The sequence below is a fragment of the Rhizorhabdus argentea genome (genome assembly GCF_037861105.1).
In the GTDB taxonomy this organism is placed as follows: domain Bacteria; phylum Pseudomonadota; class Alphaproteobacteria; order Sphingomonadales; family Sphingomonadaceae; genus Rhizorhabdus; species Rhizorhabdus argentea.
Map to the genome: position 1 here is coordinate 225,332 of NZ_JBANFK010000004.1, position 19,434 is coordinate 244,765.

Annotated in this window: 19 protein-coding genes and 1 pseudogene; 10 read left to right on the forward strand and 10 right to left on the reverse strand. The window is 66.6% G+C overall.

Annotation, left to right across the window (positions count from 1 at the left end; genetic code table 11):
• Positions 1-42: 42 nt before the first annotated feature.
• Complete coding sequence (locus AAC645_RS05615) at positions 43-1,767, reverse strand: fatty acyl-AMP ligase (protein WP_340314463.1); 1,725 nt, start codon at positions 1,765-1,767, stop codon at positions 43-45.
• Positions 1,768-1,930: 163 nt separating this feature from the next.
• Here AAC645_RS05615 and AAC645_RS05620 point away from each other — a divergent pair, with 163 nt between their 5' ends.
• The 6 genes and pseudogenes from AAC645_RS05620 to AAC645_RS05645 all read left to right on the forward strand — a co-directional run.
• Positions 1,931-2,482, forward strand: coding sequence for a regulatory protein RecX (locus tag AAC645_RS05620; RefSeq protein WP_340314464.1), 552 nt, complete (start codon positions 1,931-1,933; stop codon positions 2,480-2,482).
• Between the two features lie 145 nt (positions 2,483-2,627).
• Positions 2,628-3,152: a cold-shock protein gene (locus AAC645_RS05625; protein WP_340314465.1), complete on the forward strand. Its 525-nt coding sequence runs from the start codon at positions 2,628-2,630 to the stop codon at positions 3,150-3,152.
• Between the two features lie 14 nt (positions 3,153-3,166).
• Positions 3,167-3,640, forward strand: a complete 474-nt coding sequence (locus AAC645_RS05630) for a DUF192 domain-containing protein (RefSeq protein WP_340314466.1) — start codon at positions 3,167-3,169, stop codon at positions 3,638-3,640.
• Between the two features lie 153 nt (positions 3,641-3,793).
• Positions 3,794-4,177: an NADH:ubiquinone oxidoreductase subunit NDUFA12 gene (locus AAC645_RS05635; protein ID WP_340314467.1), complete on the forward strand. Its 384-nt coding sequence runs from the start codon at positions 3,794-3,796 to the stop codon at positions 4,175-4,177.
• A 3-nt stretch (positions 4,178-4,180) separates the two neighbouring features.
• Positions 4,181-4,684 (forward strand): outer membrane lipid asymmetry maintenance protein MlaD, encoded by a 504-nt coding sequence (gene mlaD / locus AAC645_RS05640; protein ID WP_340314468.1) that lies wholly within the window; start codon positions 4,181-4,183, stop codon positions 4,682-4,684.
• Between the two features lie 254 nt (positions 4,685-4,938).
• Positions 4,939-5,154, forward strand: a pseudogene (locus AAC645_RS05645) (DUF2155 domain-containing protein); the annotation flags it as partial.
• A 35-nt stretch (positions 5,155-5,189) separates the two neighbouring features.
• Here AAC645_RS05645 and aat read toward each other — a convergent pair.
• The 7 genes from aat to AAC645_RS05680 form a co-directional block, all read right to left on the reverse strand.
• Positions 5,190-5,909 (reverse strand): leucyl/phenylalanyl-tRNA--protein transferase, encoded by a 720-nt coding sequence (gene aat / locus AAC645_RS05650; RefSeq protein WP_340314469.1) that lies wholly within the window; start codon positions 5,907-5,909, stop codon positions 5,190-5,192.
• Positions 5,910-5,989: 80 nt separating this feature from the next.
• Positions 5,990-6,376, reverse strand: a complete 387-nt coding sequence (locus AAC645_RS05655; RefSeq protein ID WP_340314470.1) for a hypothetical protein — start codon at positions 6,374-6,376, stop codon at positions 5,990-5,992.
• A gap of 64 nt (positions 6,377-6,440) precedes the next feature.
• On the reverse strand, positions 6,441-6,839 hold the full coding sequence (locus AAC645_RS05660) for a hypothetical protein (protein WP_340314472.1): 399 nt from the start codon (positions 6,837-6,839) through the stop codon (positions 6,441-6,443).
• A 29-nt stretch (positions 6,840-6,868) separates the two neighbouring features.
• Positions 6,869-7,426: a demethoxyubiquinone hydroxylase family protein gene (locus AAC645_RS05665; protein WP_340314474.1), complete on the reverse strand. Its 558-nt coding sequence runs from the start codon at positions 7,424-7,426 to the stop codon at positions 6,869-6,871.
• Entirely contained in the window at positions 7,423-7,893 is a 471-nt protein-coding gene (locus tag AAC645_RS05670) for a disulfide bond formation protein B (RefSeq protein WP_340314476.1), read from the reverse strand. The genes AAC645_RS05665 and AAC645_RS05670 overlap by 4 nt, the downstream gene beginning before the upstream one ends.
• Before the next feature lie 240 nt (positions 7,894-8,133).
• Positions 8,134-9,480 carry a S41 family peptidase gene (locus AAC645_RS05675; protein ID WP_340314477.1) on the reverse strand — a complete coding sequence of 449 codons (1,347 nt, stop codon included), beginning with the start codon at positions 9,478-9,480 and terminating at the stop codon, positions 8,134-8,136.
• Positions 9,481-9,750: 270 nt separating this feature from the next.
• Positions 9,751-12,192 (reverse strand): hypothetical protein, encoded by a 2,442-nt coding sequence (locus tag AAC645_RS05680; protein ID WP_340314479.1) that lies wholly within the window; start codon positions 12,190-12,192, stop codon positions 9,751-9,753.
• A gap of 83 nt (positions 12,193-12,275) precedes the next feature.
• Between AAC645_RS05680 and AAC645_RS05685 the strand changes: the two genes are divergently transcribed.
• The 4 genes from AAC645_RS05685 (at position 12,276) to AAC645_RS05700 (ending at position 16,442) form a co-directional block, all read left to right on the forward strand.
• On the forward strand, positions 12,276-12,569 hold the full coding sequence (locus AAC645_RS05685; RefSeq protein ID WP_340314480.1) for a hypothetical protein: 294 nt from the start codon (positions 12,276-12,278) through the stop codon (positions 12,567-12,569).
• A gap of 136 nt (positions 12,570-12,705) precedes the next feature.
• The gene (locus tag AAC645_RS05690) at positions 12,706-13,929 is read left to right on the forward strand and encodes a hypothetical protein (RefSeq protein WP_340314481.1); all 1,224 of its coding nucleotides are present in this window, start codon (positions 12,706-12,708) and stop codon (positions 13,927-13,929) included.
• Positions 13,930-13,971: 42 nt separating this feature from the next.
• Entirely contained in the window at positions 13,972-15,093 is a 1,122-nt protein-coding gene (locus AAC645_RS05695; RefSeq protein WP_340314482.1) for a DUF2336 domain-containing protein, read from the forward strand.
• Positions 15,090-16,442 carry a sensor histidine kinase gene (locus tag AAC645_RS05700; RefSeq protein ID WP_340314484.1) on the forward strand — a complete coding sequence of 451 codons (1,353 nt, stop codon included), beginning with the start codon at positions 15,090-15,092 and terminating at the stop codon, positions 16,440-16,442. Before AAC645_RS05695 ends, AAC645_RS05700 begins: the two co-directional genes overlap by 4 nt.
• Before the next feature lie 87 nt (positions 16,443-16,529).
• Here AAC645_RS05700 and AAC645_RS05705 read toward each other — a convergent pair whose 3' ends face one another.
• Together AAC645_RS05705 and gltX are read right to left on the reverse strand one after the other, a co-directional pair.
• Complete coding sequence (locus AAC645_RS05705) at positions 16,530-17,813, reverse strand: citrate synthase (protein ID WP_340314485.1); 1,284 nt, start codon at positions 17,811-17,813, stop codon at positions 16,530-16,532.
• A gap of 73 nt (positions 17,814-17,886) precedes the next feature.
• Positions 17,887-19,323, reverse strand: a complete 1,437-nt coding sequence (gene gltX, locus AAC645_RS05710; protein ID WP_340314487.1) for a glutamate--tRNA ligase — start codon at positions 19,321-19,323, stop codon at positions 17,887-17,889.
• Between the last annotated feature and the right edge of the window lie 111 nt (positions 19,324-19,434).

A 19,434-nucleotide genomic window follows, 5' to 3' on the forward strand; every position in this document is an offset into this window, starting at 1 on the left:
GCTGAGCAGAGCCCTGATATTCACACGGCGATCCGATGGGGACTATGCCGCGATGTCGTAGCCCTGGATCTCGCCTGCCAGATAGAGGTTGCGCGCCTTGGCACGGCTCAGCTTGCCTGAGCTGGTCTTCGGCAGGGTCCGCGGCGGCACCAACTCGACGACGCAGTGCATGCCGGTGATCGCGCGCACCTTCTCGCGGATCTGGTCACGCAAGCGGGCGCGCTCGCTGGGGTCGGAGGTGCGGCACTGGACCAGCACGGCCGGGGTCTCCTCGCCGCCCGGGGTGGTGATCGCGAAGGCGGCGATGTCGCCCGCCTTGAAGCCCGGCAACTGCTCGACCGCCCACTCGATGTCCTGCGGCCAGTGATTCTTGCCGTTGATGATGATCATGTCCTTGGCGCGACCGACGATGAAGATGTAGCCGTTCGAGATATAGGCCATGTCGCCGGTATCGAGCCAACCGTCGACCATGCAGGCATCGGTCGCCTCCGGGTCGCGAAAATAGCCCTGCATGATCGACGGGCCCTTGGCCCACAGCTTGCCGATCATCTTCTCCGGCAGCACCGCGCCGTCATCGTCACGGATCTCGACCGCCATGTCGCGCACCGGCTTGCCGCAGTTGACGATCGCGCGGAAGCGGCGCGGCCGATCCTGACTGTGGTCGCCGCCCGACAGCTGGGTCTCCTCGACCAGCTCCACGACGATGCCCTCACCGGGGGGCATGATCGACACCGCCAGCGTCGCCTCGGCGAGGCCATAGCTCGGCAGGAAGGCATTGGCACGGAAGCCGGCTTCGGCGAAAGCATCGACGAAGGCCTGCATCACGTCCGGACGGATCATGTCCGCGCCGTTGCCGGCGAGCCGCCAGCGCGACAGGTCGAAACGGTCCGACGCCTTGGTCTGGCTCGACATGCGCCGCGCGCAGATATCGTAGCCGAAGGTCGGCGAATAGCTGATCGACGTGCCCTCGTTGCGGCTGATCATGTCGAGCCACGCCAGCGGACGGCGCGCGAAATCCTCGGTCTTGAGATAGTCGGTCGACACCTGGTTGGCGACCGGCGACAGGAAGCAGCCCACCAGCCCCATGTCGTGATACCAGGGCAGCCAGCTGATGCAGCGGTCCTGCGGTTCGACCAGCATGCCGTGCGAATGCGCCGCGAGATTGTTGAGCAGCGCGCGGTGGGTGACGGCCACGCCATGCGGAAAGCGGGTCGAGCCGCTCGAATATTGCAGATAGGCGATATCGTCCGGCGATGCCTGCGGCAGGATGGCGTCGATCGCCTCGCGCGTCTCGAACACTTCGTAGCTCAGTCCCTCGACACCGCGATGGAGGGCTGCGGCCGCCGCCATCTCCTCAAGCTCGGCCGGGTAGAAGAAGAGTTTCGGATCGGAGCTGGAAAGCTGGACGATCAGCTGGTCTATGTAGCTGTCCTTGCCGCCGAACGAGGTCGGCAGCGGCAGCGGCACCGGCCAGGCGCCGGCATAGATCGCACCGAAGAACAGCGCGGCGAACAGCGGCCCGGTTTCGGCGACCAGCGCGATGCGGTCGCCGGGACGAATCCCGGCGGCGATCAGCCGACCGGCATTGGCAATGCTGTCGGCGCGCAGCCTGGCATAGGGATAGGGCTGGACAAGCGTCCCGCGCGCGTCGTGGAAATTCAGGCCGCGAACCCCGGCGGCCGCGTAGTCGAGCGCCGCTCCGAGGGTATCGAAATCGGCGAAACGGCGCGGCAGGGCGTCCATCGTGGGCGTCGGCACCAATGCCATTATAGTCTCGTTCCTCTGTATCGTCGAAGCGCTATCCACCCGGTCCAGCATCAGTGCGCCTCCCTTGGGGCCACCGTAGCCGCCGGGCAGCCTTGTTCACGCTGCCCGCCTTCGCCGATGCCCGCGTTCAAAATCCGGCCCGACTGTGGCACAATCATGGCGCATGCCCCGAACGACCCCCAAAAACCTGTCGCCATACGACGCCGCGACGCTCGAACGCGCTGCACTCGACTATGCGGCGCGCTATGCCACTACCCGCGCCAAACTGGCCGCCTATCTGCGCCGCAAGCTGCGCGAGCGCGGCTGGGACGGCGAAACGCCGCCGCCGGTCGAGGCGCTGGTCGAGCGCTTTGCCGAGCGCGGCTATGTCGACGACCGCGCCTTCGCGGCGGCGCGCGCCGATTCGCTGCTGCGGCGCGGCTATGGCGTGCGCCGCATCGGCATGGCGTTGCGCACGGCCGGCATCGATGCCGAGACGAGCGCTGCGCTGCGCGGGCAGATCGACGCCGGCGCGGAACAGGCGGCGATGCTCTACGCACGGCGCAAGCGGATCGGTCCCTTTGCCCGCCGCATTCCCGATGTGACGGAAAAGCGCCGCTGGATCGCCGCGATGGCGCGCGCGGGCCACCCCCTGGAGCTGGTTTTGCGTGTGCTCGGGGCTGAGCCTGAGGAAGAAGATGTTGATCATCGGCATTTTCCGGGCAATGGCGGATAACCGGTGTCGGAATAGCTTCGTTTCAAAGCCGGTCTGTGATAAAAAGCCCATCTAGGCAGCGGGTGTCTCGACGATGAATGAACAGTCTGTTGCGTCTGTGACGTTGCGCGACGTGAGCTTGGATAGCGACCAGGAACGCGTGTCGATGTCTGCAGGCGAACCTGCCGAAACTGTTGTAGGCGCGGTCAAATGGTTCGATGCCACGCGTGGCTTCGGCTTCATCGCGTCCGACAATGGGCGTGGCGATGTTCTTGTCCATTTTTCCGTGCTGCGCGACCATGGCCGGCGCACGCTGCCGGAAGGCGCCCGGATCGCTTGCGAGGTGGTGGCGCGTGACCGCGGCCTGCAGGCCCGTCGCATCCTGGCCATCGACCTGTCGACCGCGACGGGTCCGGACCCCGACCTGATCGCCAAGCGCAACGCCGATCGGGTCGATCCGACCCAACTGATCGATAATGCCGGCGAGCCCGAGGCAGTCGTGGTCAAATGGTTCAACCGGCTCAAGGGCTATGGCTTCGTGGTCCGCGAGGGCGACACCCAGGACATCTTCATCCATATGGAAACAGTGCGTCGGGCCGGCTTCGCCGATCTCGCCCCCGAAATGCGGATGAAGGCGCGTATCGCGGAGGGTCGCAAGGGCCCCCTCGCGGTGGAACTGATCCCCAACTGACGATGGTGTTCGCTGTGCGGCTTCTTGGCGTCCTGGCGCTCGCCGCGCTTGCGGGCTGTACGCCAGGCGCGGCGCGCTCGGCGGATACCCCGGCTGCCGCCTCGAGCGGCGGCGCGCTGCTCGCGCCGCTGGCGATCAAAACCGCCCGGGGCGTGGTCGAGTTTCGCGTCGAAGTCGCGAACACTCCGGACCAGCAATCGCGCGGGCTGATGTACCGCACCAGCCTGCCCCATCATGGCGGAATGATCTTTCCGATGGCGCCGCCGCGCTTCGCTGCCTTCTGGATGAAGAACACCTATATCCCGCTCGATATGATCTTCATTCGTCCGGACGGCACGATCGCCAGGATCGCCGCGAACACCGTTCCGGAAAGCCTCGAAACCATCGAATCCGGCGAGCCGGTGTCGGCGGTTCTCGAGATCGTCGGCGGCGGTGCGGCCGCGGACGGCATTGCCGAGGGCGACAAGGTCAGCTGGAAGACGCGTTAGTTTGTTTGCTCCTCAAGCGCCGTGCGCAGGGCCTCCGCCCTGGCGACCTGAGCTTATGCGAGGACAGCCAAGGCCGCAGAGGTGACCGCTGGCGCCTGAGGCCAAACAAACAACGGTTGCGCGCGCTAGCGCGCAACGGCTAAGCGAGGTTTCATGCTCAAGAAGATCTTCACCTGGTGGAATGGCGCCACGATCGGCACGCTTCTTTTCAGCAAGCTCAACGGCACCCGCGTGGGCGAGGATTCGCTCGGCAATGTCTATTTCGAGGGCGGGCAGACCACCGATGGCCGCGCCCGCCGCTGGGTGATCTATTCGGGTGCCAACGACGCCAGCCGGGTGCCCCCCGAATGGCATGGCTGGCTGCACCACAGCACCGACCTCACTCCGGATCAACTGCCGCAGCCGCGCAGCTGGCAGAAGAGCCCGCAGCCCAATCTCACCGGAACCGATGCCGCCTACCGGCCGGCGGGCGCGCTGGAAAAGGGCGGCGTCCGGGCCGCCGCGACCGGCGATTATGAGGCATGGAGCCCGAGCTGAACCATGAAGTCGTTGTTTCGTGAAAATATAGGCGAGGCGCTGGTCGGCCTGTTCGTCATCCTCTTCGCAACCTGGTTCGTCTGGTTCGCGTGGTCGGCCACTGGCGGCGGCACCAAGGCGGGAGCGATCCATGTCCACGCGCTGTTCCCCAACTCGACCGGCGTGAACGTCGGCAGCGAGGTTCGTGTCGCCGGCATGAAGGTCGGTACTGTCACCGCGCAGAAGCTCGATCCGCGGAGCTTCCAAGTCGATATGACGCTGGCGCTCGACCCGGCCGTAAAGCTTCCTGCCGACAGCAGCGCCGCGATCACGTCCGAGGGCTTCCTCGGCGCGACTTTCATCTCGCTGATCCCGGGCGGCGACCCTACCCCACTCAAGAACGGCGATACGATCGCCGATACCCAGGGCGCGATGGACCTGATGAGCATGGTCGGCCAGTTCATCAACAAGTCCGGCGGCAGCAGCGCGCCGGCCGAATCCGCGCCTGCGGAAGCCGCCAAGCCGTGAAGCGGATCCTGCTGGGCGCCGTCGCGCTCGGCGGCATTGCGGGCGCTGCGACCTGGGCGGTGAGCCAGGAGCAGGCGCCGATCGAGGCGGTGCCTTCGGAAGAGCAGACAGCGTCGCCGATCCTGGCGCCGGCAGCCGGCGAAAGCGAACCCGGCAACAGCAGCGCCGAGGTCGCGGCGCCGAACGCCGTGGTCGAGAAGATCCCCGACAAGCCGCTGACCACCGAAGGCACGCCGCTCGATCAACGAGTTGCGGTGCTGGGTCTGCTCAACAAACGCAACGGTGAGTCGCGCGACCTGACGCTAAGGCCGGGTCAGGCGGTCCGTGTCGGCGATGTCATCCTCCGCCTGCGGGCTTGCGAGACGACCGCGCCCTGGGAGGACCAGAAGCTGACCGGCGCCTTCGTCCAGACTGACGTACGCAACCGCGACGGCAGCTGGCGGCGGGTGTTTTCCGGCTGGTTGTTCAAGGAATCCCCGTCGCTGAATGCGGTCGAGGATGCGGTTTACGACGTGTGGCCCAAGAGCTGCACGATGGTGCATCCGGATATCGGCCCCGACACGGTGCGCATCTCCGGATCGGTCACGCCATCCAAGGCGAAGAAGTCCGGCGGCGACCAGCCCGCCGCTGCGCCGACGGCACCGCCCGCCACGCCCATCGCGGAATCCAACAGCGCCACATAGGCGTCGCGGCTCACCTCGATCGCGCCGAGCGACTGCAGGTGATCGGTGATGAACTGGCAATCGAGCAGGGTGAACTTCGCCGCCTTCAGCCGCGCGACGAGGTGCGCGAGCGCGACCTTCGATGCATTGCTCTCGCGGCTGAACATGCTTTCCCCGAAAAAAGCGCCGCCCAGCTTGACGCCGTAGAGGCCGCCGACCAGCCGGCCGTCATGCCATGTCTCGATCGAATGGGCGTGGCCGCGGCGATGCAGATCGGCATAGGCGACTTCGATAGCGGGGTTTATCCATGTATCGGGCCGATCCGAAGTGCTTGCCGCGCATTCCGACACCACCTGCGAGAAGGCATGGTCGGCGGTCACGGTGAAGCGCTCGGAGCGGATCGTCTTCGCCAGCGAGTGCGACAGCCGGAAGCCATCGAGCGGCATTATCCCACGCTTCTTCGGCTCGACCCAGTAGACATCGTCCGCCGCGCGGCTGTCCGCCATCGGGAAGACGCCGATAGAATAGGCTCTCAGCAGCAGGTCCGGATCGATCGCCTTCATCGATTCACCCCTCGATCCCGCAAATATAGCGGATCGCGGCGAAATCGGAAGACGCTACCCGGAAGGATGATCGGAAGGCGTCATTCCCCGTTCTTCATCGCCTCGCGCTCGGCGCGCGCAGCCTCGAGGAACTGACGCATGCAGCCGGTCTGCCCGTTCGACCCCTGCGGCGAGCAGCTATTGGGCAGGCCCTTGCGGCTGACCATGTCGAGCGTCCGCGCGCGGTCGACCCAGCTCTGGGTGACAGCCTCGCGCTTCTGCTTCCGGAACTGTTTCGGGATGCGATAGCGGTCGCTCTCCGGCTGGCGCGCGCAGACGATGATCTCCTCGTCGCCGCTGCGGGGGCAGGGATCGTCGCCGAACACGACGAGCGTGCTGATCCGCGGCGGCGGCGGTTCCTCTGCCTTGGGAGCGGCAGCGAGCGGCGTGGCGGCCAGAAGCAGCGGAATCAGGATCAGCGATTTCATGACAGCAGCTAACGCGCGAACGGCTTGCGGGCTGCTGAATAAATCCTCCCCGTCCCGGGGAGGATTAGAACTTGATGCCGCATTTCTTGCCGTCGGCCTTGTCCTCCTCGCAGGCCTTGCGAGCCAGTTCGCGGAAGCAGCCGGAAGCGCCGCCCGAGCCGCTGGTGGAGCAGCTGTTGACGCCGCTGCGGCCGACATATTCCAGGCTGGCAGCGCGATCGCCCCAGTTTTCGTTGCCGCGGTCGGTGGATTTGCGCAGCTGCTCCGGGATGCGATAGCGCTCCGCCTCGGGCATGCGCCGACACACGACGATTTCCTCGCCGTTGCTGGTCGGGCAGGGGTCGGTGCCGAAGATGGTGAGCACCCGTTCGGTGCGTTGCGCCTCGACCGGCGCCGCCAACGGCAGGGCTGTCGCCAGGGCGGCGATCGCCAGAGCCGGGGAAAGCAAGCGAAGGGTCTTCATCGGCTCGGATCCTGTCCTATGGGTGCTTCTTATATGTGGCGCGACAGGCGAATGGCAATGCGGCAACCGAGCCGGATCGCGCCCGACAGCAGTGGATAAGCGAGCGCCTGTTCCGCGCCTGCCGCCAGCGCGGTTTCGCGATGCTCGACCTCCTCGGCACGGAACTCGCCGATCGCGGCGCTCAGCTCGGGATCGCTGTCGCCGAGCTGGTCGAGCTGCTCGCCATAATGGCGGTCGATCTCGGTTTCGATCGCGGCGGTGCAGGCCATCGCCGCCTTCGGGCCGATCAGCGCGGTCGCCGCGCCCAGCGCGAAGCCCGCCGCATTCCATAGCGGGTGCAGCGCGGTCGGCCGGACACCCCGTTCCGTGATCATGCGGTCGAAGATCGCCCGATGGCGCGCCTCCTGCTCGGCCATGCGCGCGATCGCCCGCGCCTCGTCCGAACGCTGCCCCATCACTGCGAGCTGGCCGGCATAGATACGGGTCGCGCCGAACTCCCCGGCCTGGTCGACCCGGAGCATCGCCGCGCGTTGTTGCGCGTTGGCGACGGGTGAAGACGCCGCGCGTTGTTTGTCGTCTGCGCTCATCTGCGCCTCCAAAGGGCGATAATGGCGACCCCGCCCAGGATCGAGAAGATCGCGTTGAAGCCGGCCAGCGATATGCCGAACAGCGTCCATTGCGGCACGTCGCATTGGATCATCGGCGTCGCCATGATCTGCGCGAGCAAGTCTGCGCTCGATCCGCTGGTCATTGGGGCGGAACAGCGGGTGATGCCCGCCCACCAGTGATATTCGACGCCGGCATGGAAGACGCCGATCGCACCACTCACGAGGATCGCGACGATCGCCAGCGCGACGAGGGTCCGGCCGAGCGGCTTTTCGGGAACGGCGGAGGCGGTCAGCGCCAGCGCGATCGCCGCATAATGCGGCCAGCGCTGCCAGTGGCACATCTCGCAGGGAAACAGCCCGCCGATATATTGGGAGCCGACCGCCCCCGCCATCAACGCCGCGGGAAGCAGGAGGGCGGCGAGGCGAGCCTGGGCAAAGCGGGTCATCGGGAGGATATAGCGGGCTGGCGCGGAAGAAATAAGCCCCCGTTTCCCCCTCTCCTCCTTGAACGGACAGAGAAGAAAGTTCGGAGGGAAGCGGGCGCGAGCCTCCAGAAACCGTCATCCCGGACTTGATCCGGGATCCCGCTGCGTTTGCCCGCGCATAAACGGCCGAACGGAAGAGAAAAGCGAGATCCCGGATCAAGTCCGGGATGACGTCAGTGGGAAGGGGCTGACGGTGCTTTCTTACCTCGCCCCGCGTTTCGCGCCGGCCAGCGCCGTGCGCAGCGCCGGCTGCGACATGCGGGCGATCGTCTTGACGGCATAATCGAGCTGGAAGTCGTCGACGCCCTGCTTCTTGAGCGCGTCGGCGGTTAGGATGAAGCGCGGGTCGGCCTTGCCGTCATCCTCGAGCACCTTATCGTCGATCTTCGCCTCGTTGATCAGGTGGCGACGGAGATCGGCCTCGCGCAGGCGCGGGCGATCCTTGTAATCGGGATCGCTGAGCTGGGGCACGAGGATGTCGGGATTGATCCCGCCTTCCTGCACCGAACGGCCGGACGGCGTGAAATAGCGCGCCGTGGTCAGCTTGAGCGCGGTATCGTCGGACAGCTCCATGACCGTCTGGACCGAACCTTTGCCGAAGCTGCGCTCGCCCATGACGAGCGCGCGCTTCTGGTCCTGGAGCGCGCCCGCGACGATCTCGGCAGCAGACGCCGAACCGGCATCGACCAGCACGATCATCGGCAGGCCGTGCGCCATGTCGCCGGCCGTGGCGAAGCGGCGTTCGATATCGGTCTTCTCGCGGCCGCGCTGCGAAACGATCTCGCCGCGCTCGAGGAAGATGTCCGACACGTCGATCGCCTGGTCGAGCAGGCCGCCCGGATTGGAGCGCAGATCGACGACATAGCCGAGCGGATCATGGCCGAGCGACTTCTGGATGCCCGCAATCGCCGCGCGCACCGAATCGCCGGTGTTCGAATTGACGAAGGTGTTGATGTTGATGATGCCGACCTGGTCCTTGACCTCCCATTTGACCGGCTTGAGCTGGATCAGCTCGCGGGTCAGCGAGACGTCGAACGGCTTGTCCCGGCCGGGACGGACCACGGTCAGCGAGATCTTGCTGCCGGGCTTGCCGCGCATCTGATCGACAGCCTCATCCAGCGTGCCGCCATAGAGAAGCTTGCCGTCGAGATGGGTGATATAGTCGCCGGTCTTGAGCCCCGCCTTCTGCGCCGGGGTGTCCTCCTGCGCGGTCATGATCTTGACGGCGCCGTCCTCCATCGTGACCGACAGGCCGAGGCCGCCATAGGCGCCCTGGGTCTGGGTCCGCATATTCTGTCGATCGCGTGCGTCGAGATAGGCGCTGTGCGGATCGAGGCTGGCGAGCATGCCGTCGATCGCGCCCTTCATCAGCGTGCGGTCGTCGACCTTGTCGACATAGTCGGCGCGGACGCGCTCGAACACGCTCATGAACTGGTCGAGTTCCTTGTAGGTGCTCATGTCGACAGCACTGATCGCAGGCGTCAACGTGGCGACAAGCGCTCCAGCGCCGAACAGTCCAACCGAACGCAACAGGGTCTTCGTCTTCATCAGTCGCTACATCCCAGGAGAAGTCGCCATACTACAGGCATTTCGCGTTGCGGCAAATAGGTCGGATTGGCTCAACCCATAGCAGCAAGGTGGTTAGCGAAGCGTGTCCGGTCAATGCGCTGCTCCGCATTGTGCCCATCTACCTCCTCATCCCGGCGGAGGCCAGGATCTCAGTCGTGGTTCGCGACCTCAAATCCGTCCTGGACGACCGAGACCCCGGCCTTCGCCGGGGTGACGGATTAGGGCTCACCGCCATTGAGCATGCCGCTGTCAAATCAGCAGGCGTTCGATCGCCTGGGCCAGCGCCACGTAGAGCTTGCCCATGTCGGACGAGATCATCGTCACGGCGAGCGCACCGCCGTCGCGGCTGGCGAGGACGCGGCGGAGCAGCGCTTCGAAGTCGTGGATATAGCGGTTCACATGCTCGCGGAATTCGACATTGCCGTCGTACAGCTGGGCGATCAGCCCGGCTTCCTCCTTGCGCAGCAGCCGCACCGCGGCGCGGGTGAAGGCGCCGTGATCGCCATGGAGATAGGCTTTCCACGCGCCGTCGGGCACGTCGTGCGACAGCAGCTTGGTCACGTCGATCGCTGCCGAGTTGAGATGCTCGACGAGGATCGCCACTTCGCGGCTGACCTCCTCCTGCTCGACATGCTCCTGCCGCGCCTGCGCTTCGGCGACGCGCTTCTCCATATTCGCGCTCGCTTCGGCGATCGTCAGCATCTGGGTCAGCAGCCGCTCGCTGGCCAGGTTGGCGGCGGTGACGGCGGCCTCGGCCGTGTCCGAGATCAGGTGGATGCGCTGCGTGATCTGGGTGCCGAAAGTGCGCTCGATCGCCTCTGCGCCGCTCTTCGCCAGCTTTTCGCTCGCATCGGGGATAATCGATTCGAGCGCCGCGCGCGCGCCGCGCGCCGCCTCGCCTGCGGTTTCGCGGACCTTGAGGATCGCATCGACCAGCTGCCCTCCCGACAGCTCCGACAGCGAACGCATGTTCGATTCGCCTTCGGCGATGAGCCGGCCAAGCTCGTTCGAATGGTCGCGCAGCGCCTCGAGGCGGGCATTGGCTTCCTCGGCGAAGGCATCGGACAATTCGCGCTGGCGCTCGAGCATCGTGTCGCCCTCGGCCGCGATGCTGGCCATGCGGCGGGCCGCCTGATCGCCCAGCCCGGCGATCGCCTCGCGCTGGCGGTCGATCATGGTGTCGGCAGAGCCTAGTCGGTCGGTGGCGCGCTCGACGGTTGCGGCGAGTTGTTCGGCCTGGGCGGTAATCGCGCGCATCGTCGCGTCGCCACGCGCCGCCTCGCTCTCGACCCGCTGCATCGTCTGCGGCAGATCGCGTTCGACGTTGCCGATGATCGAATCGAAGGCGATGCGCAGCCCGTTGGCGCGGTCGGTCAATGTCCGCGCCCCGGCCATGCTGCTGGTCACGGCCTGTCCGAGATGGTCGACATGCTCGCTCAATGTCACGATCAGTTCGGCGAGGTCGGCAGTCTGCTCCGTACCGGTCGCGCCCAGCGCCTCGAAGCGGCTCTCGATCGCGCCCAGCGCCTGCTCCAGATTGGCGACGAGCCGGCGGGCGTCCTCATCCTGGCGGGCAAGCTGGGCCGACAGCGCCTCGGCCTGCGCGCCCATTTCGCCAAGCCGTTCGGCGATCGAGGCTGCGGCTATCGTGCCGGCTTCGTCCAGAGCCGCGCGGCCATGGTCGATCATCGCCGCCATCGCCTCGCGCTGCAGGTCCATGCCCGCCCGGGTCTGTTCGATGGCCATGGTCGCGCGGTCGAGGGTGGTGTCGATCGCCTGACCAAGGCCGGCAGTCGTCTCATCGATCGTGCGCGCCGTGCGCTCGGTACGGGTTTCGATCCGCCCGATCTGGGTGGCGAAGCGGCCCGTGGCGGCGCCGATCAGCTCGTCGGCTTCATGGCTGCGTGCGATGATGGCGGCCAGTGCCTCCGACAGGCCGTCGGCATGCTCGCGCGCGGTGCCGCCGATCCCGCGGATCAGCTCGGCGACCTCGTTGACGATGCCGAGCGAACGGGGAAGATCCTGCATAAGTCCGGTCATGTCGGAACGGGCGACGCCGGTCGCATCGTGCAGCAAGCTGGTCTGACGGGCGAGCAGATCGGTTTCGTCGCGCATGTCCATGCTGATCTGCTGCAGCCTGCGGGCGGCGCGGTCGCCCTCCTCGAACAGTGAGTCGGTATGGGCAGCCAGTTCACCACGGCGGCTGTCGAGCGCGGCGACGACGCGCGCGACCGCATCCTCGAGTCGGCGGCTTTCGGCCCGCATCGACACTGCCGTCTCGCCGAAGCGTCCGGCTTCGCGTTGGGGGCTGCGCTGGACCAGCATATAGACGATGCCGAGCAGGGCGAGCGGCCCGCTGGCCAGTGCGATAGTGTTGGCGATGGCCGTCGCATCGAGCGGCACAGGGCCCGCGCCACCGATCCACAAGGCGATCCAGCCGGCCGCGGCCGCGCCGAACAGCGCGCCGATCACCATGTCCGCGGTGCGGCGCGGCGGCATCGGTGCAGCGGACGCGGCATCGGCGGGAATATCGTCAGGTGCCGCATCGACGAGCAACAGTTCGTCGATGTCAAGATCGCTTTGAACAGCCGTTTCAGGGAGTTGTACAGCAGCAGCTGCTGCGCGCACGGCATCCGCCTCGGCCGCGTTCGCGGCGCGCCAGCTATCCAGCGGATGCGGTGCCTTCCCCATGAGCCGGGATTCTATAGGAATCGCGAATCGAGCGATAGCCTCGGCCTAACGAAATCTTTACCCGATTGGCCGTTTATGGAGGCATGTCCTTCGAACCTGGAACCCTCGATCATCTGCTCGCCCAAGCTGTTGGTAACGACAGCGCCGTCGCGAGTGAATTGCGCGCGCTGTTCCTTGCGTCGGCGACCATGCATGTCGCTGCGATGTCGCAGACAGCCGCGGCAGCCTCGTGGTGCGAAGAAGCGCTCAAGCTGCAGGGCCTCGCCGCCAGTTTCGGCATGACCGGCCTGATGGAGGCCGCCGCGCGCGCGGCGCGCGCCGATCCGGATCCGCTGTTGCTCGAGTCGCTGGCGGGCGCCCTGGCCGAGTGTCGCTGAAAGCTGCACCGCACCGGCCTATTGCGAAGCACTTCACCCAAACGATCAGGCTCTTGCCGGGTGCCGAGAATGATGGGCTTTGCCGAATCGCCTAGCAGCGCCTATCCCGCTCCGCTTGTCGAAGGGGGATCGAGACTTGCCGCTCGCAGCGCTTATCGCAGCGCAGGATCAGACGGATTTCGGTGACGGGTTGCGGGCGACGCTGCCGCTCGCCGGCAGGACGCTCGTCGAATATCAAGCTGGTCTCGCGCTTGCGGCGGGGGCTGGCCATATCGTCGTTCTGGTCGAGCGGGTCCCGGCGGCGCTGGCGCAGGCAGTCGATCGGCTGCGGCGACAGGGCGCCCGAGTCGAGATCGCGCGCAGCGTCGCCGATGCGATCGATCGGATGCATCCCGACGAGCGGATCCTGCTGGTGGCCGACGGTGCAATAGTGGCGCAGGGCGCCGTCGATGCGCTCGCGGCCGCCCGCGCGCCGGCGCTGCTCGCGGTACCCGACACCCAGGATCATGCCGAGTTCGAGCGCATCGACGCGGCGCAGCGCTGGGCAGGGTTCGCGCTGCTCGGCAAGCCCGCGCTCGCGGCGACGGCGCAGATGCTCGGCGAATGGGACCTGGGCTCCACGCTGTTGCGCCGCCTCGTCCAGGCCGATGCCGAGCGCATCGAGGCGCTCAACCCTACCGGCGATCGGCCCTTGCCGGCACCGGTGCTGGCGATCGGGCCGGCTGCGATCAGCACGATCGAAGCAAATCTGTTACGCCGCGCCGATCCTGGCGACGGCAATTGGACCGAGCGCTATGTTCACCGCTTTATCGCGACGCCGCTGATCGGTCCGCTGATCGCGCGGCAGGTCGATCAGGCGCATGTCGCCATCGCTGCGATAGCGCTCGCCTGGCTCGGCGCGCTTCTCGCGGCGTTCGGTCTGTTCTGGGCCACGGTGCTGCTGCTGCCGCTTGGCGCGGCGACCGCGTCCGCGGCGCGCCGGATGGCGCGGATATGGAATGGTGCGGCGGCACCGGCGGTGCTTCCTGCGCTGGCGCGCCATGCCGCAGGCCTGGCCGCGCTTATCCTGCTCGCCAGGGTACTGGCGGCGGAGGGCGGCTGGGGCTGGTGGATGGTGGCTGCGCTGCTTCCGGCGGCGCTCGCCGGGCTGCTCGCGCTGGAGCCGATCGTCGAGGCGATCCGGCCGCTGGCCCCGTCGCCCTGGCTGGCAAGCGCGGACGCGCTGCTGTGGCTGGCGCCGTTCATGGCTATCCTCGGCGGCTGGCGCTGGATGGCGGCGGCGCTGGCCGCCTATGCTTTGATCTCCTTCCTGCGAAGGTTCATTGCAGCATGGAAGGGTGCGCGGTTTTGTGTCAAATGAGGGTTTAGCTTCGATTTAACGACATTCCACTATGACCGAAGCATGATGGGGCTGGAAGACGAACGGCTGAACGGGGAACGGCCCGCGGAAACGCGATGGCTGACCGACGCCGTACGCGCGCTTGACGGTCTCGAAAATCGCGTGGGCCGCGTTGCCAGCGAGCTGTTCCACAACGACGCCTTCAGCCTTTCGGACCAGCATCGTGCGCAGATCACCCAGCTGATGCGCGCGCTGATCGGCGCGATAGAGGACGAGCTCAGGATTCGCATCGGCAGCGCTCTTCCAGCCGACTCGCCGGCCGGACTTGCGGCTGCGCTCGCCTCCGCGCGCGTCGCGATAGCGCTGCCGCTCCTGGAGCGCACGCAGTTGCTGCGCAAGCCCGATCTCGTCGCGGCGATGCTGCGCCGCGTCGACGAGCACCGCCTGGCCGTGCGGTTGGGTCGCGATTCGCCCGGTCATGTTGCCGATCTCGCGCAGCGGCTGCTGGACCTTGGGGACGAGGCGATCGCAGAGGCGGTTATGGCGCTGCTGATCGCGGAAAGCCGCCGCTACGACCAGTTTGGCGACCCCGCGCTGGCTCGTACCGATCTTCCGCCCGGGCCGCATCGCCGGTTGCTGTGGGCGGTCGCGGCGGCACTGCGCCATTACCTGATCCGGCGGCACGCGATGCCCGATGCACAGGCCGATCTTCTGCTCGCCGGTGCGGTGCGCGATCTGCTGGACGATCACGATGATGACGATACGCTCGAAGGGCGCGCGGACGCGCTGGCGGGGTTGCTCGGCAATGCCTGCCTGATCGACGATGCACTGCTGTCGGCTGCGCTTGAGGAGGGCTGGCTTGCGCTGTTCACCGCCGCGATCGCGCAGCGGGCCGGGATAGATTCGACCGGGGTCTGGTCGATGATCGCCGATTCATCGGGCATGATGCTGGGCACGGTGTTGCGCGCTATCGATTGCAGCCGCGACGCCGCGGTGACCATGATCTGGCGGATCGGGTCGGCCGAGGGCGCGAGCGAGGAGGCGCTTGTCGAGCGCGCCGACGCGTTCGACCGACTCGATGTGCGCGATGCTGCGGAGGCGGTGCTGATCTGGCGGCTCGATCCCAATTACCGCCGTGCTGTGATCGAGATCGGCGGCGGCCGCGGCGCTGGATTCGCGCGGTGAACGCGCATGCCGCGGTTCGCCCCGTCCATGGCAGGGTAGACAACCGGGGGCGGCTGGTGGAGGCGGATCCGCCGCTGCTGCGCCTGCAGGAACAGGCGGGCGGGGTGCGTGGGGGTGCGCTGGCAGTGCCTCAGCTGGCGTCGCTGGCGCGGCTGACGCGGCGGCTCAAAATCACGATCTCGCGCCGCGTGGTGGCCGCCTATGGCGACCAGGATGTCGACCTGTGGGTGCGGGTGAAGCCCGACGGCGATGGAGTCGAGCTGACGATAACCGGCTGGCAGGAAATCGCTGCAAGCCAGCCCCAGCCGGGGCTGGAGGCGGTGCGTTGGCGCGATTTCAGCCGGGCGAGCGCGGACTGGATCTTCGAAACCGACACGATGCTGCGCGTCACCCAGCCGCCGGTCGGAATGCCAGGGGCGATCGGCCAGCCGATCGATGCGCTATTCGCATTGAGCCGCGACGAAGCCGGCGGGAGCCGCATCGCCGGCGCGGCGCGGGCTTTCGAACGATTCGAGGACGATGGCGCTGTCCTGCTGATCGGCGCCGGCATCCCGGTGTCCGTCACCGGGGTGCCGTTGGTCGATGGAGTGGGGCGGCTGGCGGGATATCAGTTATTGGTCAGCCGCCGATCGTCCGATGCCACCGGTGCGGGCCATAACGCCGACGTCATCCTGTTCGACGAGGCATTCGGCACTCAGCTGGGCCGGGCCATGCGCGAGCCGCTCGACCGCATCATCGCCAATGCCGATGCGATCCAGGACCGCGGCGACGGGCCGGTGCGGCGCGATTATGCCGACTATGCGGAGGACATCGCCGGCGCCGGTCGCCACCTGCTGGCGCTGGTCGAGGATCTCGTCGATCTGCAGACAATCGAGCGGCCGGATTTCCGCCCGGAGGCGGATGTCGTCGACCTGGCCGACACCGCGCTGCGCGCCGCGGGGCTGCTCGGCGTCCGCGCGGCGAACAACAATGTGCGGATCGACGCCGCCACCCCCGCCGAGCCGGTGATGGCGAGCGGCGACTTCCGGCGTGTCCTGCAGGTGCTGATCAACCTGCTGAGCAACGCGATCCGGCATTCGCCAGCCGACGGGACCATCTGGATACGTTGCGAGCGCGAAGGCGACATTGCTGCCGTGGTCGTGGCGGATGATGGCCAGGGCATCGCCGAGGGGGATCAGGAAAAGATATTCGATCGCTTCGAGCGGCTGGGATTGCGCGACGGCACCGGCAGTGGCCTTGGTTTGTACATCTCACGGTGCCTGGCGCGCGCGATGGGCGGCGATCTCGGCGTCGACAGCGCGCCTGGGCAGGGCGCGCGGTTCGTCTTCACGCTGCCCGCGCGAGGGTAGTCCCCGCCATTCCCGCCGCCGGGCAACCCCATGGAAAAGGGCGGGACCTTCGCCCCGCCCCCCTTGATGTCTTACGATGTCGTCGGTTCAGCGAGCGCTGACGGGCACGTAGTCGCGCTGGTCCGGGCCCATGTAGAGCTGGCGGGGACGGCCGATCTTCTGTTCCGGGTCGGAGATCATCTCGTTCCACTGCGCCACCCAGCCAACCGTGCGGGCCAGTGCGAACAGGACGGTGAACATCGTCGTCGGGAAGCCGATCGCCGACAGGATCACGCCCGAATAGAAGTCGACATTCGGGTAGAGCTTCTTGTCGATGAAATATTGGTCGGACAGCGCGATCCGCTCGAGTTCGCGCGCAGTGTCGAGCACCGGATCGCTGATGCCGAGCTTGTCGAGCACTTCGGTGGCCGCCTTGCCGAGCACCTTCGCGCGCGGATCGAAATTCTTGTAGACGCGGTGGCCGAAGCCCATCAGCCGGAACGGATCGTCTTTGTTCTTGGCGCGGGCGATATATTCGGGGATGCGATCGGGCGTGCCGATTTCGCGCAGCATGTTGAGCGCGGCTTCGTTGGCGCCGCCGTGCGCGGGGCCCCACAGGCAGGCGATGCCTGCGGCGATGCAGGCAAACGGGTTGGCGCCCGACGAGCCCGCGAGGCGGACCGTCGAGGTCGATGCGTTCTGCTCATGGTCGGCGTGGAGGATGAAGATCTTGTCCATCGCCGATTCGATGATCGGATCGATCTCATAATCCTCGGCGGGAACGCCGAAGGTCATCCGCAGGAAGTTGCCGGTGTAGCTCAGCTCGTTCTTTGGATAGAGGAAGGGCTGCCCAACCGCATATTTATACGCCATCGCGGCGATCGTCGGCATCTTCGCGATCAGCCGGTGTGAGGCGATCATCCGCTGCTTGGGATCGGTGATGTCGGTCGAGTCGTGGTAGAAAGCCGACAGCGCGCCGACCACGCCGCACATGATCGACATTGGATGGGCGTCGCGCCGGAAGCCGCGATAGAAGGTCGCGAGCTGCTCGTGCAGCATGGTGTGGCGGCTGATCGTATAGGTGAACTTGTCCAGTTCGTCTGCGCTCGGAAGTTCGCCGTTGAGCAGCAGGTAGGAGACTTCCATGAAGCTCGACTGCTCGGCGAGCTGGTCGATCGGATAGCCCCGATGGAGCAGTACGCCGGCGTCGCCATCGATATAGGTCAGCGCCGACTGGCACGAAGCGGTCGACGTGAAGCCGGGATCGTAGGTGAAGGCGCCGGTCGTCGCATAAAGCTTGCGGATGTCGATGACGTCGGGGCCGACCGTGCCCGACATGACGGGATATTCCGACGCCTTGCCGTCGAACTCCATCTTAACGTTGTCCGCCATGTTACTTCCTCCTGGTTCGCCCCTTCACCGGCAGGCCGGCTCGGTCCTCGTCGTGTACGCTTTTTACCCGCTTCTAACCCAATCGATCGTCCAGCCTGCCCAAGCTCTCCTCGCGGCCGAGCAGCGCCAGCACATCGAAAATACCCGGAGAGGTGGTACGGCCGGTCAACGCCGCCCGTAGCGGCTGCGCAACCTTGCCGAGGCCGATCCCCCCGTTTTCCGCCACCGTCCGGACCGCCGCCTCGAGCGCGGGCGCCGACCAGTCGGCAGTGGCTGCAAGGGCGTCGCGGGCCTGCGCCAGCAGCGTCTTGCCCGGACCGTCTAGCAGCGATCCAGCCTTCTCGTCCATATCGAGCGGGCGAGTGCGAAACAGAAAGGCTGCACCTTCCTTCAATTCATTGAGATCCTTGGCTCTTACCTTCAGGAACGGGATGCTGCGAAGCAGTAGTTCACGGTCGCCGGGGCTGAAATCGCGGCCCACCTGCGCCGCGACTCCGGCCGCGATGAGGTCGGCCAGCCGGCTGTCGTCGGCTTCGCGGATATAATGGCCGTTGAGATTCTCGAGCTTCTTCAAATCGAACCGCGACGGTGAGCGCCCGACGCCATCCAGGCTGAACCAGGCTATTGCCTGCGCGCGGTCGATGATCTCGTCGTCGCCATGGCCCCAGCCCAGCCGGAGCAGATAGTTGTTCACAGCTTCGGGCAGCATCCCCATCTCGTCGCGATAGGCATCGACGCCCAGTGCGCCGTGACGCTTGGACAGCTTGGCGCCGTCGGCGCCGTGGATCAGGGGGATATGGGCGTAGATTGGATCGGGCCAGCCCAGCGCGCGTATCATCGCCAGCTGCCGGAAAGCGTTGTTGAGGTGATCGTCGCCCCGGATGACGTGGGTGACGCCCATGTCATGGTCGTCGACGACGACCGCGAGCATGTAGGTCGGGGTGCCGTCCGAGCGGAGCAGGATCATGTCGTCGAGCTCGGCATTCTGGACGGTCACCGGCCCCTGCACGAGATCCTCGATCGTGACCTCGCCTTCGCGCGGCGCCTTCAGGCGGACGACGAAGGGCGCGCCGGCTGGCGCTTCCGCGGGGTCGCGATCGCGCCAGCGGCCGTCATAGCGCAGCGGCTGCCTGGCGGCGCGCTGCTGTTCGCGCAACTCGGCCAATTCCTCGGCCGTCGCATAGCAGCGATAGGCATGCCCTTTATCGAGCAGTTCCTGTGCCACTGCGGCGTGGCGATCGGCGCGCGCGAACTGGTAGACGACATCGCCGTCCCAGCCGAGGTTGAGCCAGTTCATTCCGTCGAGTATGGCGTCGATCGCCGGCTGCGTCGACCGAGCCCGGTCGGTATCCTCGATGCGGAGCAGGAACTTGCCGCCGTGATGGCGGGCGAACAGCCAGTTGAACAACGCGGTTCGCGCGCCGCCGATATGCAGGAATCCGGTTGGCGACGGCGCGAAGCGAGTGATGACCTCAACTTTGGGGGTCTGATTTTCGGTGCTTGCGCCCACGCGCGCTTTCTCCAAGATCGGCACGATGGCCAGCGAAGTCGAGGCGCCCCGTATAGCATTTTCGGCTCCGGTCAAATTGACTGGCGAGTCGGGCGTTGCAGACCACGATCG

What these genes read in the sequence shown, in the direction of transcription:
- mlaD (WP_340314468.1), top strand. Translation starts at nt 4,181, where the DNA reads ATGAAGTCGTTGTTTCGTGAAAATATAGGCGAGGCGCTGGTCGGCCTG.
- AAC645_RS05615 (WP_340314463.1), bottom strand. Translation starts at nt 1,767, where the DNA reads ATGGCATTGGTGCCGACGCCCACGATGGACGCCCTGCCGCGCCGTTTC.
- AAC645_RS05635 (WP_340314467.1), top strand. Translation starts at nt 3,794, where the DNA reads ATGCTCAAGAAGATCTTCACCTGGTGGAATGGCGCCACGATCGGCACG.
- aat (WP_340314469.1), bottom strand. Translation starts at nt 5,909, where the DNA reads ATGAAGGCGATCGATCCGGACCTGCTGCTGAGAGCCTATTCTATCGGC.
- AAC645_RS05685 (WP_340314480.1), top strand. Translation starts at nt 12,276, where the DNA reads ATGTCCTTCGAACCTGGAACCCTCGATCATCTGCTCGCCCAAGCTGTT.
- AAC645_RS05675 (WP_340314477.1), bottom strand. Translation starts at nt 9,480, where the DNA reads ATGAAGACGAAGACCCTGTTGCGTTCGGTTGGACTGTTCGGCGCTGGA.
- AAC645_RS05695 (WP_340314482.1), top strand. Translation starts at nt 13,972, where the DNA reads ATGATGGGGCTGGAAGACGAACGGCTGAACGGGGAACGGCCCGCGGAA.
- AAC645_RS05705 (WP_340314485.1), bottom strand. Translation starts at nt 17,813, where the DNA reads ATGGCGGACAACGTTAAGATGGAGTTCGACGGCAAGGCGTCGGAATAT.
- AAC645_RS05660 (WP_340314472.1), bottom strand. Translation starts at nt 6,839, where the DNA reads ATGAAGACCCTTCGCTTGCTTTCCCCGGCTCTGGCGATCGCCGCCCTG.
- AAC645_RS05625 (WP_340314465.1), top strand. Translation starts at nt 2,628, where the DNA reads ATGTCTGCAGGCGAACCTGCCGAAACTGTTGTAGGCGCGGTCAAATGG.
- AAC645_RS05680 (WP_340314479.1), bottom strand. Translation starts at nt 12,192, where the DNA reads ATGGGGAAGGCACCGCATCCGCTGGATAGCTGGCGCGCCGCGAACGCG.
- AAC645_RS05655 (WP_340314470.1), bottom strand. Translation starts at nt 6,376, where the DNA reads ATGAAATCGCTGATCCTGATTCCGCTGCTTCTGGCCGCCACGCCGCTC.
- AAC645_RS05620 (WP_340314464.1), top strand. Translation starts at nt 1,931, where the DNA reads ATGCCCCGAACGACCCCCAAAAACCTGTCGCCATACGACGCCGCGACG.
- AAC645_RS05665 (WP_340314474.1), bottom strand. Translation starts at nt 7,426, where the DNA reads ATGAGCGCAGACGACAAACAACGCGCGGCGTCTTCACCCGTCGCCAAC.
- AAC645_RS05670 (WP_340314476.1), bottom strand. Translation starts at nt 7,893, where the DNA reads ATGACCCGCTTTGCCCAGGCTCGCCTCGCCGCCCTCCTGCTTCCCGCG.